Annotated in this window: 16 protein-coding genes; 4 read left to right on the top strand and 12 right to left on the bottom strand. The window is 67.7% G+C overall.

Annotated elements, in window-relative coordinates:
- Window positions 1-63: 63 nt before the first annotated feature.
- Together AC1DXI_RS10685 and AC1DXI_RS10680 are read right to left on the bottom strand one after the other, a co-directional pair.
- Window positions 64-828 carry a hypothetical protein gene (locus AC1DXI_RS10685; protein WP_476938577.1) on the bottom strand — a complete coding sequence of 255 codons (765 nt, stop codon included), beginning with the start codon at window positions 826-828 and terminating at the stop codon, window positions 64-66.
- Between the two features lie 102 nt (window positions 829-930).
- Complete coding sequence (locus tag AC1DXI_RS10680; RefSeq protein WP_018775913.1) at window positions 931-1,506, bottom strand: helix-turn-helix domain-containing protein; 576 nt, start codon at window positions 1,504-1,506, stop codon at window positions 931-933.
- Between the two features lie 281 nt (window positions 1,507-1,787).
- Between AC1DXI_RS10680 and AC1DXI_RS10675 the strand changes: the two genes are divergently transcribed.
- Window positions 1,788-3,311, top strand: a complete 1,524-nt coding sequence (locus AC1DXI_RS10675; RefSeq protein ID WP_476938576.1) for a sodium:solute symporter family protein — start codon at window positions 1,788-1,790, stop codon at window positions 3,309-3,311.
- Window positions 3,312-3,440: 129 nt separating this feature from the next.
- On the opposite strand, the gene AC1DXI_RS10670 is transcribed toward AC1DXI_RS10675, so the two are convergent.
- Window positions 3,441-3,677 (bottom strand): hypothetical protein, encoded by a 237-nt coding sequence (locus tag AC1DXI_RS10670; RefSeq protein WP_476938575.1) that lies wholly within the window; start codon window positions 3,675-3,677, stop codon window positions 3,441-3,443.
- Window positions 3,678-3,938: 261 nt separating this feature from the next.
- On the opposite strand from AC1DXI_RS10670, the gene AC1DXI_RS10665 reads away from it, so the two are divergent.
- Together AC1DXI_RS10665 and AC1DXI_RS10660 are read left to right on the top strand one after the other, a co-directional pair.
- Window positions 3,939-5,240, top strand: a complete 1,302-nt coding sequence (locus AC1DXI_RS10665; protein WP_476938574.1) for a VIT1/CCC1 transporter family protein — start codon at window positions 3,939-3,941, stop codon at window positions 5,238-5,240.
- Window positions 5,240-6,199 (top strand): matrixin family metalloprotease, encoded by a 960-nt coding sequence (locus AC1DXI_RS10660; RefSeq protein ID WP_476938573.1) that lies wholly within the window; start codon window positions 5,240-5,242, stop codon window positions 6,197-6,199. Before AC1DXI_RS10665 ends, AC1DXI_RS10660 begins: the two co-directional genes overlap by 1 nt.
- Window positions 6,200-6,203: 4 nt before the next feature.
- Here the strand turns inward: AC1DXI_RS10660 and AC1DXI_RS10655 are convergent, their stop codons facing one another.
- The 5 genes from AC1DXI_RS10655 to AC1DXI_RS10635 all read right to left on the bottom strand — a co-directional run bounded on the left by AC1DXI_RS10655 (window position 6,204) and on the right by AC1DXI_RS10635 (window position 11,030).
- Window positions 6,204-7,337 carry an LOG family protein gene (locus tag AC1DXI_RS10655; RefSeq protein WP_476938572.1) on the bottom strand — a complete coding sequence of 378 codons (1,134 nt, stop codon included), beginning with the start codon at window positions 7,335-7,337 and terminating at the stop codon, window positions 6,204-6,206.
- Between the two features lie 106 nt (window positions 7,338-7,443).
- Window positions 7,444-8,220, bottom strand: coding sequence for an SDR family NAD(P)-dependent oxidoreductase (locus AC1DXI_RS10650; protein ID WP_018775918.1), 777 nt, complete (start codon window positions 8,218-8,220; stop codon window positions 7,444-7,446).
- A 26-nt stretch (window positions 8,221-8,246) separates the two neighbouring features.
- Window positions 8,247-9,620 (bottom strand): MFS transporter, encoded by a 1,374-nt coding sequence (locus tag AC1DXI_RS10645; RefSeq protein ID WP_476938571.1) that lies wholly within the window; start codon window positions 9,618-9,620, stop codon window positions 8,247-8,249.
- Between the two features lie 193 nt (window positions 9,621-9,813).
- The gene (locus tag AC1DXI_RS10640) at window positions 9,814-10,521 is read right to left on the bottom strand and encodes a FadR/GntR family transcriptional regulator (protein WP_018775920.1); all 708 of its coding nucleotides are present in this window, start codon (window positions 10,519-10,521) and stop codon (window positions 9,814-9,816) included.
- Between the two features lie 14 nt (window positions 10,522-10,535).
- Complete coding sequence (locus AC1DXI_RS10635) at window positions 10,536-11,030, bottom strand: SRPBCC family protein (protein ID WP_476938570.1); 495 nt, start codon at window positions 11,028-11,030, stop codon at window positions 10,536-10,538.
- A 39-nt stretch (window positions 11,031-11,069) separates the two neighbouring features.
- On the opposite strand from AC1DXI_RS10635, the gene AC1DXI_RS10630 reads away from it, so the two are divergent.
- A complete protein-coding gene (locus AC1DXI_RS10630) occupies window positions 11,070-11,843 on the top strand; it encodes a gamma-glutamyl-gamma-aminobutyrate hydrolase family protein (protein WP_476938569.1) in 774 nt (257 codons plus the stop codon).
- Window positions 11,844-11,874: 31 nt separating this feature from the next.
- Here the strand turns inward: AC1DXI_RS10630 and AC1DXI_RS10625 are convergent, their stop codons facing one another.
- The 4 genes from AC1DXI_RS10625 to AC1DXI_RS10610 are packed head-to-tail and all read right to left on the bottom strand — an operon-like array spanning window position 11,875 to window position 15,752.
- Window positions 11,875-12,909, bottom strand: a complete 1,035-nt coding sequence (locus AC1DXI_RS10625) for a Gfo/Idh/MocA family oxidoreductase (RefSeq protein WP_476938568.1) — start codon at window positions 12,907-12,909, stop codon at window positions 11,875-11,877.
- Window positions 12,906-13,700: a TIM barrel protein gene (locus AC1DXI_RS10620; RefSeq protein WP_476938567.1), complete on the bottom strand. Its 795-nt coding sequence runs from the start codon at window positions 13,698-13,700 to the stop codon at window positions 12,906-12,908. Before AC1DXI_RS10620 ends, AC1DXI_RS10625 begins: the two co-directional genes overlap by 4 nt.
- On the bottom strand, window positions 13,700-14,803 hold the full coding sequence (locus AC1DXI_RS10615; RefSeq protein WP_476938566.1) for a Gfo/Idh/MocA family oxidoreductase: 1,104 nt from the start codon (window positions 14,801-14,803) through the stop codon (window positions 13,700-13,702). The genes AC1DXI_RS10620 and AC1DXI_RS10615 overlap by 1 nt, the downstream gene beginning before the upstream one ends.
- A gap of 31 nt (window positions 14,804-14,834) precedes the next feature.
- Entirely contained in the window at window positions 14,835-15,752 is a 918-nt protein-coding gene (locus tag AC1DXI_RS10610) for an ATP-binding cassette domain-containing protein (protein WP_476938565.1), read from the bottom strand.
- Window positions 15,753-15,765: the final 13 nt, after the last annotated feature.

Here is a 15,765-nt window from a genome sequence, read left to right as displayed (position 1 = left end):
TCAATTTGCCGTTTCCGGCAGATTGCCGGAATGTGACGTACATCTCACCAGCGCCCGGGGAGGTCAGTTGTACTTGAGAGTGAGCAGCAGGCGCTTGAGCTGGCTGTACTGCTCCGTGGTCATCCAGGCTTTGGCGGCGTCGACGGAGGCAAACGCCGGGTTGCCGAAGAGCACCTTGGCTTCCGCCCCGCCGTTGGCGAAGCTGACATAGGCGGAGCCGGAGTCAGCGACCCCGGGCGCGAAGTCACGTTCCTTGCGGACGCTCATGTGGAAATCAGACTGGTCAGCGAGGGAATCGAATGCGAAGCCGAAGGCCAGCTGTTCACCGTCCACATCCTTTAGCCCCGGCACCGGAGCGGTGTCCAGCACGGTACGAGCCACCGGGCCGGAGGCGTTGCTGGCGCTGGTGCTGCTGATGATGGAAGCCAGTTCATTGCCGGTGGCGTCGGCGATGACCGCCTGCACGCCCCGCAGCTTGGCGGCGTCCTCGGGTGAGCCCACCAACCGGATGGACCAGCCGCTCGGGTAGGAGAAGGAAAGGTGCCCGTCCGGGAAAGTGAAGGTTTTCACGCCGGCCACGGCACTGGCCGTCGGCGTGGCCGGGGCGGGGGTACCGGAGGCGCTGGAGGTCGGCGCGGGCGTGGCCGAAGCGGCGGTGGACGCGGTTGTGGCGGCCGGGCCGGATTCCTGCTGCGCCGGGGCCGCAGTTTCGCTGGCGGGGCCGCTTGCCGTTTCGCCGGCACGCTGGCCCGCTGCGGCGCAGGAGCTAAGGCCAAGGGCAACCGCGAGCGCGGCGGCCAGGGACAGAAAGACGTTGTTGCGGTTCATGGATCCCCCAGTTGATGACGCGAGCGGCTTGCGCTCGTCCTGTGTATCGCCGGATTGCGCCGTGTGGATACCTTCATGGTGGTTATTGTTGCGGTCCTGCCCTCAGCGGCTGGCGGCGGGTACCAGCACCCACAGCACCTCGACGGCGTCGTCGGTGGGATTGACCCAGGTGTGGGGTTCCCGGCCGGGGAACGTTACAGTGTCTCCGGTGCTGAGCTCGAATTCCTCATTCGTGAGGATCAGGCGGATGCTTCCCTTGACCACATGCAGGACGTCGACATCGCAGTCCACGGCATAGAGTTCGGACTCGCCGCGCCCGCGCGGCTCGATCACGGCCTGGATGATCTGGACGCGGCGCTCGGAGCGTGCGGTCAGGAGCCGCTCGACGATCCCCTCGCCGCCAAGGGAGATTCGAGGACCCTCATTCTGCTTCGTGAGGTGCGTTTCGGGGGCGGCAAAGAGGTCGCCAATGGAGATAGACAGAACCTGGCACAGCGTTACTAGGGAGGCAACCGAGGGCGAGGTCAGGTCCCGCTCGACCCGGCTCAGGAATCCCTTGGTGAGCCCGGTGGCGTCTGCGACCTGTTCAATGGTGAGCCGCTGGGACTGCCGGGCGGCGCGGATCCGCGAACCGATGGCAACGGGAACATTGCTCGGTTCAACTGGTAGTGCCTTCATTTAGGAACCTTTCACGGCCGGCCGCTTGGCCCCATCATTGGAGCAATCCTAGCGGGAGCGGGCCTTCGTGACGCGGAGGCGGCGGCACCACGCCCGGCGCCTTGACTGTTACCGGAGTCACAGCATACTCTTCTGGGCAACATGTGTTGCCTATAGGGCAAAACCGGAGGTTCCGACGGAATTTCTCCTCTACCCACGTCACGCAGCAGCAGCCTTGCCGAACACCCTGTTGAGGCCCGGCAAGCCCGCATCCGCTGCCAACCCGCTCCAAGGAGCCTTTAATGGACGCAACTTTCGTCAACATCGCAATCGTGGTGGTGTACCTGGCCGCCATGCTGGCGTTCGGGTGGTGGGGCAAGTCCCGCACCAAGAACAATAGCGACTTCCTCGTCGCCGGCCGCCGCCTCGGCCCGTTCCTCTACACCGGCACCATGGCCGCCGTCGTCCTGGGCGGCGCCTCGACCGTCGGCGGTGTGGGCCTGGGCTACAAGTTCGGCATCTCCGGCATGTGGCTCGTGGTCGCAATCGGCGCCGGCGTCCTGCTGCTGAGCCTGCTCTTCGCGAGCACCATCCAGAAGCTGAAAATCTACACCGTCTCCCAGATGCTGACTCTGCGCTACGGCAGCAACGCCACGCAGACCTCGGGCATCGTCATGCTCGCCTACACACTGATGCTCTGCGCCACCTCCACAGGCGCCTACGCCACCATTTTCGTGGTGCTCTTCGGCTGGGACCGCGCCGTCGCGATCGCCGTCGGCGGGGCAATTGTCCTGGTGTACTCGACCATCGGCGGCATGTGGTCCATCACGCTGGCCGACCAGGTCCAGTTCGTCATCAAGACGGTCGGCATCTTCTTCCTGATGCTGCCGTTCACGCTCAACGCCGCCGGCGGCCTCGACGGGATCCGCAGCCGGGTGGACGCCACGTTCTTCCAGATCGACGGCATCGGCGCCCAGACGATCATCACGTACTTTGTGGTCTACACCCTCGGCCTGCTGATCGGCCAGGACATCTGGCAGCGTGTGTTCACCGCCAAGACGCCCGAAGTTGCGCGCTGGGGCGGCGCGACGGCCGGCATCTACTGCATCCTCTACGGCGCAGCCGGCGCCCTGATCGGCCTCGGCGCCCGGGTGGCCCTGCCGCAGATCGACGTCAAGGCCCTGGGCAAGGACGTTGTCTACGCCGAGGTCGCCACCCACCTGTTGCCCATCGGCATCGGCGGCCTCGTGCTGGCCGCCGCCGTCGCCGCCATGATGTCCACCGCCTCCGGTGCCCTGATCGCAGCCGCCACCGTGGCCCGCGCCGATGTGCTGCCGTTCGTTGCCGGCTGGTTCGGCAAGACCGTCAACACCGATGACACCGACAACCCGGAACACGACGTCAAGGCCAACCGCATGTGGGTCCTGGGCCTGGGCATCGTGGCAATCGTGATCGCCATCGTCACCAAGGACGTTGTCGCGGCCCTGACCATTGCCTACGACATCCTTGTCGGCGGCCTGCTGGTGGCCATCCTCGGCGGCCTGGTCTGGAAGCGCGGCACCGGCGTCGCCGCCGCGGCGTCCATGGCGGTCGGCTCGGTCATCACGCTCGGCACCATGATCATCCTGGAAATCAACGCCGAGGTTCCGCTGGACGGCATCTACGCCAACGAGCCGATCTACTACGGCTTGGCGGCTTCCGCGGCCGTCTACATCGCTGTGTCGCTGCTGACCAAGCCGACGGATCCCGCGGTCATGCAGAACTGGCGCCGGCGTGTCGCCGGCGGCGCGGCCGAGGAAGAAAAGGCCCCGGCCCTCACGCACTAGGGCCTTGACCCGTCAGGGTCCTGACCGCGAGTTGCAGGTCGACGGCGGCGCTCCCCMCGCGGGGGGCGCCGCCGTCGGCCTTTGGGCTATTTATTCGGCCTTTGGGCTACTTAACGGGCCGCGGGAGAATCACTCGTCTTCCTCAGTGGCAAGGAATTCTTCCCCCTCCAGGGGCACCACCGGCTTCTCGTCGCCCAGGAAGTCGTCCGCGTCCAGGGGAACGAGCCGATCGGCCTCTTCGAGAAGCTCCTCCTCCTCGGTCTCCGCGGCATCACTGACGGGCGCGTCCTCGGCGTAGTCGTAGGCGGGATCGGACTCGAGTGAGTCCCGGGCCGGCTGGATGGGATGTGATGCGGTGCTATCCATGGTGCAACCTCCATGCGGCTTCGGTGGCGGCAAGGCCCCGGGGAGCCCGCCCTGGGTTTCATTCGAACACCGCGGACCCGGGCGGTCAAGGGCTCACAATTGCGGCCGGAAAGCGGCTGTGGGCGGCCCCGCCACGGCAGGGCAGTTACGGCCTCCCTAAACTTTCTGCTGAGGATGGCCAGCCGGAAAAGCGCGGAAATACCGAGTACTCTGGAGTCGCAATGGGGCCGGACCATGCCCGACCAAACCCAGGAGTTTTTCGTGTCTCAGCACACCGAATCGGACCGCAACGATTCTTCGCAGCACCACCCGACACAGCCCTCCCCGGACCGCGAGACGGACCCGCGCCCCGCCCCGCCGCACGCCTCCCCTGCCCCCGGCGAGGCTCCCCGTACCGCACCTCCCGTCAGCGCACCCAGCCCGGCCGCCGGTTCAGATCCGAGCGCAGCACCCAGCCCGGTCGCCGGTTCAGATCCGGGCGCAGCACCCAGCGCAGCGGACATCAAGCGCTGGCGCCAGTATCTCGCCGATGAACGTGCCGAGGCGGCCGTCTACCGGGACCTGGCGCAGAACCGCGCCGGCGAGGAACGCGCCATCCTGCTGGCGCTGGCCGAGGCCGAGGGACGCCATGAGGCGCACTGGCTCCAGTTGCTGGGCGATCACGCCGGCAAGGACCGGCATGCCTCACTCCGGAGCCGGTTGTTGGGCTTCCTGGCCCGGCATTTCGGCTCGGTCTTCGTCCTGGCCCTGGCCCAGCGGGCGGAGAGCCGCTCCCCGTACGCCACCGAATCGTTCGCCACCCCGGCCATGGTCGCCGACGAGCAGATCCATGAGGAAGTGGTCCGCGGGCTGGCCACCCGGGGCCGCAACCGGCTGGCCGGAACGTTCCGCGCCGCCGTCTTCGGCGCCAACGACGGGCTAGTCAGCAACCTGTCCCTCGTCATGGGCATGGCGGCCTCGGGCGTGGGAAGCCAGGTGGTGCTCCTCAGCGGCGTCGCCGGGCTGCTGGCCGGCGCATTGTCCATGGGGGCCGGCGAGTTTATTTCCGTCCGGTCGCAGCGGGAGCTCCTCGCCGCGACCCGTCCCACCCAGATCACGTTGGCGGCGGCGCCGCTGCTCGATATCGAGCACAACGAACTCCTGCTCGTCTATCTGGCCCGCGGCATGTCCCGGGAGGCCGCCGAGCACCGCGTCGCGGAGCGGATGGGCCTGCTGGACTGCGACTGCGATCCCAGCCTGTCCCTGCGGCCGGAACTGCCCGAAAGCGAGGACCAGCACGAGGCGGTCGGCACCGCCTGGGGCGCGGCGGCGTCGAGCTTCTGCTTCTTCGCCTCCGGCGCGATCGTGCCCATCATTCCCTTCCTGCTGGGCATGACCGGGCTCGCCGCACTGGTGGTTTCCGCGGCCCTCGTCGGCGTGGCGCTGCTGCTCACCGGCGGCGTCGTGGGCCTGCTCTCGGGCACCTCGCCCGCCACCCGTGGCCTGCGCCAGCTGGCCATCGGCATGGGTGCCGCCGGCGTGACGTACCTGCTGGGCATGGCCTTTGGCGCCGTGGTTGGCTAGTGGACGGTCCTGAGTTTCGGGACCGCGGATCACGGCACAGCCGGCCAGCCACCGCGCTGCGGATTGTCAGGAACCTGGCCGCCGCTGCGGTGATCGCCGGCGGAGCCTTCCTCACCGCCGGACTCGTTTACGGCGATCCCCGGTTCACGGGCCTCTTCGAGGTCTCCCGCGGAACAGGGCACAACGCAGAAAACAACGCAGGGCACAATTCAGGCAGTGACGTGCACGCACAGCCGCAGGTTGGCCAGGAATCCGGCCAGCCTGCCGTGCCGGCCGGAGGAGACCGGACGGACACTCCCCCGCCCGGGCTCGAGGAGCAGGACCAGCCCCTCGGTGTGCCCCGGAAACCGGAGGCCGCCAGCACTTCGTACAAGTTCCTTGCCACGAACGACGACGGCACTCCGGTGGGTTACTCGCCGTGCCGTCCGCTGCACTACGTCATCAATGCCGCCCTGGTCCCGCAGGGTGCCGAGCGGCTTGTGGAGGACTCGATCCGGACGATCTCGGAGGCCACCGGAATCACGTTCATCAATGACGGCCCCACGTCCGAGGCCCCCTCGCCCACCCGGGCGCCCTACCAGAGGGACCGCTATGGGGACCGGTGGGCGCCGCTGCTAATCGCCTGGACCACACCGGAGCAGGCACCGCAGCTCAAAGGCCCGGTGATCGGCACGGGCGGGAGCACACACTTCAGTTTCGGCGACGGTCCCAAGAGCTTCGTCACGGGCAGCCTGGAACTGGATGCGCCGCAAATCGCGGAAGACCTGGACCGCGCCGAAGGCGCGGCCTATGCCACGGCCGTGATCCTGCACGAGCTCGGCCATGTGATGGGCCTGGAACATGTCGCTGACCCGGCCCAGCTGATGTACCCCGAGATCGGAGCCCCGGACGGGCTTGCCGACGGGGACCTGAACGGACTCTACGAGCTCGGCCACGCCCAGTGCCGCAAGGATCTCTGACCCGCTAGCGCTCCAGCGCCTCAAGGGCTTCTGCGACCGTATCGACCAGGAAGATCCGTCCCTCCATCCGGCGCCCTGACGCCAGGCTCTGTAAGAGGGGCCACGCCGGGAACCGCCGCAGCCAGTGCTCGTGCCCCACCAGGACCATGGGGGTGACGGTTTCCGGAGCGGCGTAGTAGTTCTCGCAGGCGTCCTGGAAGATCTCCTGGACGGTGCCGCCGGAACCCGGCAAGAAGACGATGCCGCCGTTGCACAGTTCAAGCAGGATGGCTTCCCGGATGGCGTTCGCGAAGTATTTGGCCACGTGGGTGGCGAAGAAGTTCGGTGGTTCATGACCGTAGAACCAGGTGGGAATCCCCAGCGACGGCTTACCCTCCGGGTGGCGTTGGGCGACTGCCGCAGCCGCCCGTGCCCAGGCGGACACCGAGGGGCGGAAGGACGGCACCGCCGCGAGGTCTGCCAGGGCCCGCTGGAAGTCCGGTTCGGGGGCCTCGCTGAGGAAGGCGCCGAGGTTCGCGGCCTCCATGGCCCCGGGGCCGCCGCCCGTGGCTACCACCCGTCCGCTCCGGGCCAGCATCCGGCCCAGCAGTGCGGCTTCCTCAAAGACGGCGGTGCCGCGGCGGGCAATATGCCCGCCCATGACCCCCACCATCGTGCGGCCGGCGCGGAGATAGGTGCCGGCCAGCTCGTCGAGGGCCACGCCGATCGAATGGTCATGCAGGGCGGCGGCCAGTGTCGCATCGAGCCGGCGGCGCTGGCCCGGCCGGATGCTCCACTGGTACACCCGCGCGTCGAGCGTGTCCTCATAGGGCGACGCGGCGATCCCGGCATAAAGTTCCTGCGGCGTATACAGCTGCCCGCGGTAGGGGTTGAACGGCACCGCCGTGAGCCGGGGAAAGATGAGGGCGCCCCGGCCGCGCAGCAAATCCTCCACACCCTGATCGAACCTGCAGCCCAGGAAGACCGCGCCCTGGGCCTCCAGCGCCTCCAACTGTGTCCGGCGGCCCCGCAGATCCAGGGACTGGACATGCCAGCCGTGCATGCTGCGCGCCCCCGCCGCGACCAGCCGGTCGAAACCGGCAACGCTCTCGACCTCCAACGTGCGGGGGCTGGGGTGAAGGCTGCGGGCGGCGCTCATGGAGCCAGCCTAGACCGTCGCCAATCCCCCGTTGCGCTATCACTTTTGGTGGCCATTCCGGGATCTTGAGGCCCCAAAGTGATAGCGCAACGGGGGTGCGTGCAGCTTAGGAGACCTGGAGGCCGCCGTTGATGTCGTAGGTGGCCGCGGTGATGTAACCGGCGTCCGGGCCGAGCAGGAAGGCGATCAGGGCCGCCACTTCCTCGCGGCTGCCGACCCGCCCCATCATGATGCCCTCCGACATCTGCGCCTTGCGTTCCTCGCTCAGGGTGCCGCCCATGATGTCGGTGTCGATGGGGCCGGGGGCGATCGCATTGACCGTGACCCCGAACTCGCCCACCTCGCGGGCAAGGGCGCGGGTGAATCCGATGATCCCGGCCTTGGAGGCGCTGTAGGCGACCTTGGAGTAGGTGCCGCCGCCCCGCTGTGCCGAAATCGAGGAGATGCTCACGATCCGGCCGAGCTTGCGCTCGATCATGCCCTTGAGCACGCGCTGGGAGACGATGAAGGATCCGCGCATGTTGATGGCGAAGACCTTGTCCCATTCCTCGACCGTGGTGTCCATGAACGGCGTCGGGGAACTGATGCCGGCCAGGTTGGCCAGCGCGACGATCGGGGGCAGCGAGCCCTCGATCTCGGTGATGGCCCGGTCAACCGACGCGGCGTCGGAGACGTCCGCGCCGACGCCGATGGCCTTGACCGCACGGTTGGAACCGATCTCGGCAGCAGCGGCGCTGGCGTCCTCGGCATTGATGTCCAGGATTGCGATGGACCAGCCCTCGCTGGCCAGGCGGTCGGCGGCGGCACGGCCGATGCCGCGGGCTGACGCGGCTCCGGTCAGGACCACAGTGCGTTCAGTGGGGAACGGGGTAATTGATGTCATGACGACGATTCCTTCAGGGGTTCGGATCAGGATACTTTGGCCGGGTCGACGGCGGCAGCCGCTGCGACCGCGGGGTCAAGGCCGGCGTCGCCTTCGGGGCGCCGGCGGGCGTAGAGGTAGGTGGCCACGGCGGTGAGGCACAGGCAGAGGGACAGGAACAGCAGCCCGCTCTGGTTGCTTCCGGTGGCGTCCTTGAGGAGGCCGACGGCGTACGGGGAGATGAAGCCGCCGAGGTTTCCGAGGGAGTTCACCAGGGCCAGTCCGGAAGCGGCAGCCGCACCGGTCAGTGCCGCGGAGGGCATCGAGAGGAACGGGGCGATGGCCCCGTAGATCCCCATGGCCGAGACCGTCAGGCCGATCATCGCGAGGAAGGGGTTGACCGGCAGCAGGTAGCCGGCGGCCAGGAGTCCGACGCCCGCGAGCACCATGCTGACCGAGGCGTGCCAGGCACGCTTGCCGGTCCGGTCCGCGCGCTTGCTCCAGAAATAGACGAATACTGCGGCCACGGCATAGGGGATGAAGACGATGAAGCCGATCTCGGCCGTGGAGAACTTGCCGAGGGCCGCGACGATGGTGGGCATCCACAGGCCCAGGCCGTAGATTCCGCACACCAGGCCGAAGTAGAGGGCGGAGTAGACCAGGGTGCGCTTGTCCTTGAGCCCGGCCAGGAAGTTGTGCTTGCCCGACTGGGACTTGGCCGCCAGTTCGGCGTCCATGGTGGCCGTGAGCCAGTTGCGCTCGTCGGCCTCGAGCCATTTGGCGTCCCGCGGACGGTCCGTCATGAGGATGGGCGTCAGCAGGCCGAGGGCGATCGCCGGGATGCCTTCGATGATGTAGAGCCACTGCCAGCCCTGGAGGCCCATGACGCCGTCCATCTGCAGCAGGAGCCCGGATACCGGGGCGCCGAGCGCGTTGGATACAGGCTGGGCAAGGATGAAGATGCCCAGCACGGTGACGCGCTGCGCGGCAGGGAACCACAGCGTCAGGTAGAACAGGATCGCCGGGAAGAATCCGGCTTCGGCGGCACCGAGCAGGAACCGGATGACGTAGTAGGTGGTTTCACCATTCACCAGGCACATGGCGGTGGCGAAGATGCCCCACGTGATCAGGATGCGGGCCAGCCATTTCCGGGCTCCGAACCGGTACATGCCCGCGTTGCTGGGAACCTCCAAGAGGGCGTAGCCAAGGAAGAAGATGCCGGCGCCCAGTCCGTAGGCAGCGGAGTTCAGGCCGATGTCCTCGCTCATGGTGAGTTTGGCGAATCCGACGTTGTTGCGGTCCAGGTAGGCAACGAAGTAGAGCAGGACAATCAGGGGCATGACGCGGCGGCGCACCTTGCGGAGCGTGCGGTCGCCCAGTTCGCCGAGTCCGAAAGACTTGGGGGCTAATGAAGTCATCATCGACCTTCTTACGTGTTTTCCTGCCCTGCATCTGTGCCGGGTGAGGAAATCGGTGGATTGGGGTGGTCATCCTGCCCGCTTGGAAGCGCGTGCTGCAGGATATTTGTTGAGTCAGATGTCAGACATCTGATTCAGGAACTAGGCAAAATCTTAGGATGTGATTCGGATTACGTCAAGAGTCCGGAGGTGGACGTCAGGACTTTGCGCCCCGGACGTAGCGTTCGTAGTCCGCATTGGTCTGGTCCATGTGCTCATCCATCGCCTGCCGCGAGCGCTCGGCGTCGCCGCTCAGGATGCTGTCCAGGACCCGCTGGTGGTAATCGATGGCATGCTGCTGGATCACCTCGACGGCCGATGTTTCGCGTCGGGTCACGTACAGCAGCTGGCCCAACTGGGCGAACAGGGCCCGCACAAAGGGGTTGCCGGACGCCTTAAGGACGGCGTCGTGGAAGCCAATATCCGCCTCCACGAAGCGGTCCAGGTCGCCGGAGTCGTGGAAACGCTTCATGTCCGCGATGCACTCGCGCATGCGCTCGGCCTGCTCCGGGGTATAGCGTTTGGCGGCGAGCGCGGCCGCCCCGGTCTCCACCATCCGGCGCATCTCAATCAGTCCCACCGAGACCTGGTCGGCCGCATTGCCATGCGAGGCCGCCTTGAAAATCGCGTCCAGGCCGGTCCAGTTGTCCGTGGGATTGACGAAGGTTCCCCGGCCGGCCTTCACATAGAGGATGTTTTGCGCGCGGAGCGCTTTGAGGGCCTCACGCACGGTGAGCCGGCTGACGCCGTAGGCCTTGGCGATGTCGGCTTCGGGCGGAATCGGGTTGTGGGGCTGGAGCTTTCCGTCAAGGATTTCGGTCAGCAGGCCGTCGACGAGATCGTCGACCAGTGTCCTGCGGCCCATCCCAGTTCCCACCTTCAGTCTCGTTTCGTGCTGCCATCCACATTACCCATGTCCGGGTGCGCAGCCATGTAGGCGTCGAGCTTGGCCAGCGTCTGTTCCAGGTTGGCCGGATGGCGGCGCAGGTAGCCGGCCAGCCGGAGGAAGCTCTTGCCGCGGACCCGGCGCGCGTCCCAGTGCTCGGTGACCAGCGTGCCCGCGGTACCGTCCTTGCCCGTGGACGGTTCGAGCAGGTAGCGCCACACATGGCCGTAGAAGTGCCGCCACGCGATCCGGTGGCCTTCCTCGAATTCGCAGACCGTATTGAGGATCTTGTAGTTCACCCGCATGTTCATTTGCATGCCGAACCTGGCGCGGAGGTACAGCCGCCGTGGCCCGCGCGGCTGGGCGCCCTTCACCGTGTCCGAGCCGTCGATCACGCTGTGCAGGGCAGGCGTGGCGAGCACCTCGAAGATGGCCTCGGGGGCGGCGGCAATGTACCGGCTGCGGGAAACGAGATAGCGGGGATTCATCTAGTAATCCTAGTCCGCGATCGTGTTGCAGAATGAGGCATGCAGACTTCCCGCATCCCCCTCCGCGGCCGGCCGCGCATCGGCGTTCCCGTCCGCCTCAGCAGTTCCGCCGATCCCGACCCGCGCGTGGCGGAAGCCAACGCATTGTTCGAGTACATCGTGGAGCTGCTGCGTGAGGGCGGCGGCGAACCGGTGCTGCTCGACGCTTTGGGGCCCGACGACGGCGGCCTCGCCGCGGCGCTGGCCTCCCTTGACGGCGTCGTTCTTCCCGGCGGCGGCGACCTCGACCCCGCCCTCTACGGCGAGCTGCGCGGCGACGTCTGCTACGACGTCAGCCCTGCCCAGGACGCGCTGGATCTCGCCGTGGCGCGTCTTGCGATCGACGCCGGGCTGCCTGTGTTCGGCATCTGCCGCGGGCATCAGCTGCTCAATGTGCTCTACGGCGGGACGCTCATTCAGGACATGGCACCGGGAACGGTGGCGCACCGCGAGCCCGCGCCGGTGCACGGGGCAGGCCCGTGGGCCTGGCACGAGGTGGGGGTGCGGGCCCGCTCCAGGGTGGCCGCCCTCTACGGCGGCGGTTCGAGTGCCGTGAACGTGAAGATCGCCTCCGGCCACCATCAGGCCGTGGCCCGGGTGGCCGGGGGATTGCGGGTGACGGCCGTGGCCGAGGACGGGACTGTCGAGGCGCTCGAGGATCCGGAGCGCTGGGTGGCCTCGGTCCAGTGGCACCCCGAGGCCCTGGAACTCCCGGCCGGGGAGCGGCTCGCGCCGTTCCGGGCCTTCGTCGAGGTGTGCCGCACCCGGCCCTGACCGCTCAGGACCGGCAACCCCCGGGCCGTGGTCAGCTGGCGACGCTCACCGTCACCTTGACCGGGGCACCGGTGGCCAGCGATTCCTGGGCGGCATCGGCAACCCGGGAGGCCGCGACGGCGTCTTCCGGAGTGCAGGGATTCTCCCGGCGGCCAAGGATCAGTTCGACGAACGCCTCCATCTCGGAGCGGTACGCCGTCTCGAACCGCTCGGCAAACGTCAGATGCGGCTTCCCCGCGGGGAACGTGATCCCGGCCTCGGCGGAGGCCACCGCCGTCTTGTCGTCGAGGCCCACCATCAGGGAGCCGCGGGAGCCCTGGATTTCCAGCCGGACATCATGGCCCGCCCCGTTGTAGCGGGTGGCCGAAACCGTTCCCACGGTGCCGTCGTCGAACGTCACCAGCGCTAGGGCCGTGTCCACATCGCCGGCTTCACCGATGGCCGGATCCCCGTTGTTGGAGCCCTTGGCGTAGACCTCGACGATTTCGCGGCCTGTGAGCCAGCGCAGGATGTCGAAATCGTGGACCGAGCAGTCCCGGAAGAGCCCGCCGGAGCTGGCCAGGAACTCGACCGGGGGCGGCGTCATGTCGCACGTGACGGCACGGAGGGAATGGATCCAGCCCAGCTCGCCGGCCTGGTAGGCGCGGCGGGCTTCCAGATACCCGGCGTCGAACCGGCGCTGATGCCCGATCTGCACCACGCCGTTCCGGTCCCGGATGTAGTCGAGCACCGGCAGGGCGTCGGCCACGTTCAGTGCCACGGGCTTTTCGCAGAAAACCGGGATCCCGGCGTCCACGCCCGCCTTGATGAGCTCAGGGTGGGTCCCGGTTCCGGTGGCGATGACCAGGCCGTCCAGCCCCGCGGCCAGCAGCGCCTCGACCGTGGGCAGGAATTCGGCACCGAGACCGCTTGCCACCGTCCGGGCATGCTCTTCGGCGACGTCGGTGAGGCGGAGCCGGACACGGATCCCCTGCGGATTCAGGAGCTCGTTGAGGGCGGCGATGTTGTTGGCGTGCATGACCCCGATCCGCCCAACGCCGACGAGTCCAAGGATTACGTCTTTCATACTTCTACTCTCGTTTTTAGTACGGGCACGGTGAACGCCGCACGGAAGGCCTCCAGGGCCGCATAACTGTCGCCACTGGCCCACGCTTCCATGCCCACGGTCCCTTCGTAGCCTACGTCCGCGAGCGCCCTGGCGACGGCCCCGTAGTTGATTTCCCCGGTTCCGGGTTCGCAGCGGCCCGGAACGTCCGCCACCTGGATCTCGCCGATGTATGGCAGGGCGGTCCGAACGAGCTCGACCAGGTTCCCCTCCCCCATTTGGGCGTGGTAAAGGTCCAGCATGAGCCTGACGTTCGGGTGCCCGGCGGCCTGCACGAGCGCCAGGGTGTCCTTGGCCCGTGCCAGCGGGATGCCGGGGTGGTCCAGGATGGTGTTGAGGTTCTCGAGGCAGAACGTCACCCCGTACTTCTCACCGAGCTTCCCGAGCCGTTCCAGGGTCCTGGCGCCGGTGGCCCACATCTGGCCGGTGGCCCGGTAGACCGGGCGGGCCGCCTGGCCGTCGATGAGTTCCGCCGGGTGCACTACCAGCCGGCTGACGCCAAGTTCCAGGGCGGTGGGGATCAGGGACTCGGCGGTCCGCACTACCTCGTCCGCCGTGTCCGGATCCACGAGGCTGCCGGAGCCGTATCCGGTCATGGAGGAGAACACCGCCCCGGTGGCCTTGAGCGCGCCGATGTCCTTGGGCCGCGAGTCCCAGAGTTCGACGTCGAAGCCGGCCTCGTGGAGCCGCCGCACCCGCTCCGTGAACGGCAGGTCCGTAAAGACCATCTCAGCGCACACGGCGAGCCGCATCAGAGGACCACGCTCTCGTTGACGGCCACTGTGTTGACCGTTGCCGGGGTCCCCCGCTTCACTGACTCGATGCAGGCCAGCGCCATGGCCAGTGCGCGCCGGGCGTCACTGGCTCCCGGAGTGAGAGTGAAGGGCTTCGGCTCCGGCGCGGTACCGTCACGCCGGGCGCGCACGGCGTCGGCGAAGTCCACCAGCTCGTCCGTGTAGGCCTGCCGGAAGAGCTCGACGTTCAGCCGTGGGGTGTCGGCGGACGTCCCCTCGGCGGTGAACCGGCGGGCGGCGGTTTCGGTGGCGCGGCCGGCCTGGACCATGCCCTTGGAGCCGAAGACCTCGCCGCGGATGTCGTAACCGTACAGTGCGCTGAAGTTTGCCTCGGCGACGGCGATCGCGCCGTTGCTGTAGCGGATGGTCACGACGGCGGTGTCCAGGAAGCCTTGGTCCCGCAGTCCCGGTTCCACGAGCGCGTCCGCGACGGCGTAGACCTCCACGGGTTCGGCGCCTTCGTTGAACCAGTTCAGGGTGTCGAAGTCGTGGATCAGGGTTTCGAGGAAGATGGTCCACGCAGGGATCCTTGCGGCGTGGCCGATGCTTCCGGTGCCCGGGTCCCGGGTCAGCGAACGCAGCAGTTGCGGCTGCCCCACGATTCCGGCGGCGAGGTCCTTCTTGGCCGCCTGGAAGTCTGCGGCGTACCGGCGGTTGAAGCCGATCTGGAAGTGCACCCCGGCGGCGGTGACGGCGTCAAGGGCGGCGCCTAGCTCCTCGAGCCCCTGACCGGCGGGCTTCTCGCAGAAGACGTGCTTTCCGGCCGCTGCGGCCTGGCCGATCAGGGAGGAATGGAAACGCGCGGGGCTGGCGATGACGACGGCGTCAATCGCCGGGTCGGCCAGGAGGTCGGCGGCGTCGGCGGTCACCTTCGTGGTGCCCAGGGCGCCGGCCAGCGCCCCGGCGGATTCCAGGTTCGGATCCGCGATGGCGGCAAGGACGGCGCCGGGGACCCGGCGGGCAATGCTCTCGGCGTGGAAGGCGCCCATCCAGCCCGAGCCGATAAGTCCGATCCGCACCGGCAGGGTGGCGTCGGACGGGGTGCGGTTGAGGTAAGCCAAAGGCTTGTCCTTTCAGGAGTTGGGGCGGCCGCTACTGGTAGGTCGTGCCGGTGGTTTGGGCGACGTCGGCGACTTCGCCCTGGACTTCCTTGACGATGTCGCCGTGGCCGCCGAGTTGTTCGAGTTCGTGGGCGAGTTCGGCGAGTTCGGCGCCGCCGGCCATTTGGGCGGTGAGTTCGTCGAGGGTGATGTCTTTTTTGTCGTAGTAGCCGATTGATTTGCCGCGTTTGAGCAGCAGGAACCGGTCCCCGACGGGGAAGGCGTGGTGCGGGTTGTGGGTGATGAAGATGACCCCGAGGCCGCGGTCGCGGGCCTGCAGGATGTAGCGGAGCACCACGCCGGACTGCTTCACGCCCAGGGCCGCGGTGGGCTCGTCCAGGATCAGGACCTTCGCGCCGAAGTAGACGGCCCGGGCGATCGCGACGCACTGGCGTTCACCGCCGGAGAGCTGGCCGATGGGCTGTTCGACGTCGCGCAGGTCGATGCCCATCGCGGCGAGTTCCTTGAGCGTGATGTCCTTCATCTTCTCGACGTCCATGCTCTTGAACGGGCCGAACCCGGACGTGAGTTCCGAGCCGAGGAAGAAGTTCCGCCAGATCGGCATCAAAGGCACCACCGCGAGGTCCTGGTAGACGGTGGCGATGCCGACGTCCAGGGCGTCCCGGGGGGAGCTGAACTTCCGTTCCTCGCCCATGACGTTCAGGACCCCGGCGTCGTGCTGGTGCAGGCCGGCGATGATCTTGATCAGGGTGGACTTGCCCGCGCCGTTATCGCCCAGGACGCAGGTGACGCGGCCGTTGTCCACGGCCATGGTGACCTCGGAGAGGGCGATGATGTTCCCGTAGTGCTTCCCGACCCCGTCGAGGGAGAGCAGGTGCACCGGGGTGTGGGTGAGCGGGTCTTTTTCGTTCTGCAGCAGGGTCTGCTGGTCGATCTCTTTGGCATTCATGGTTCCGGGCCCC

The organism is Arthrobacter sp. P1_H7 (assembly GCF_056405215.1).
Note: the sequence above shows the minus strand (reverse complement) of the source record. Positions and strands in the feature narration are given on the sequence as shown.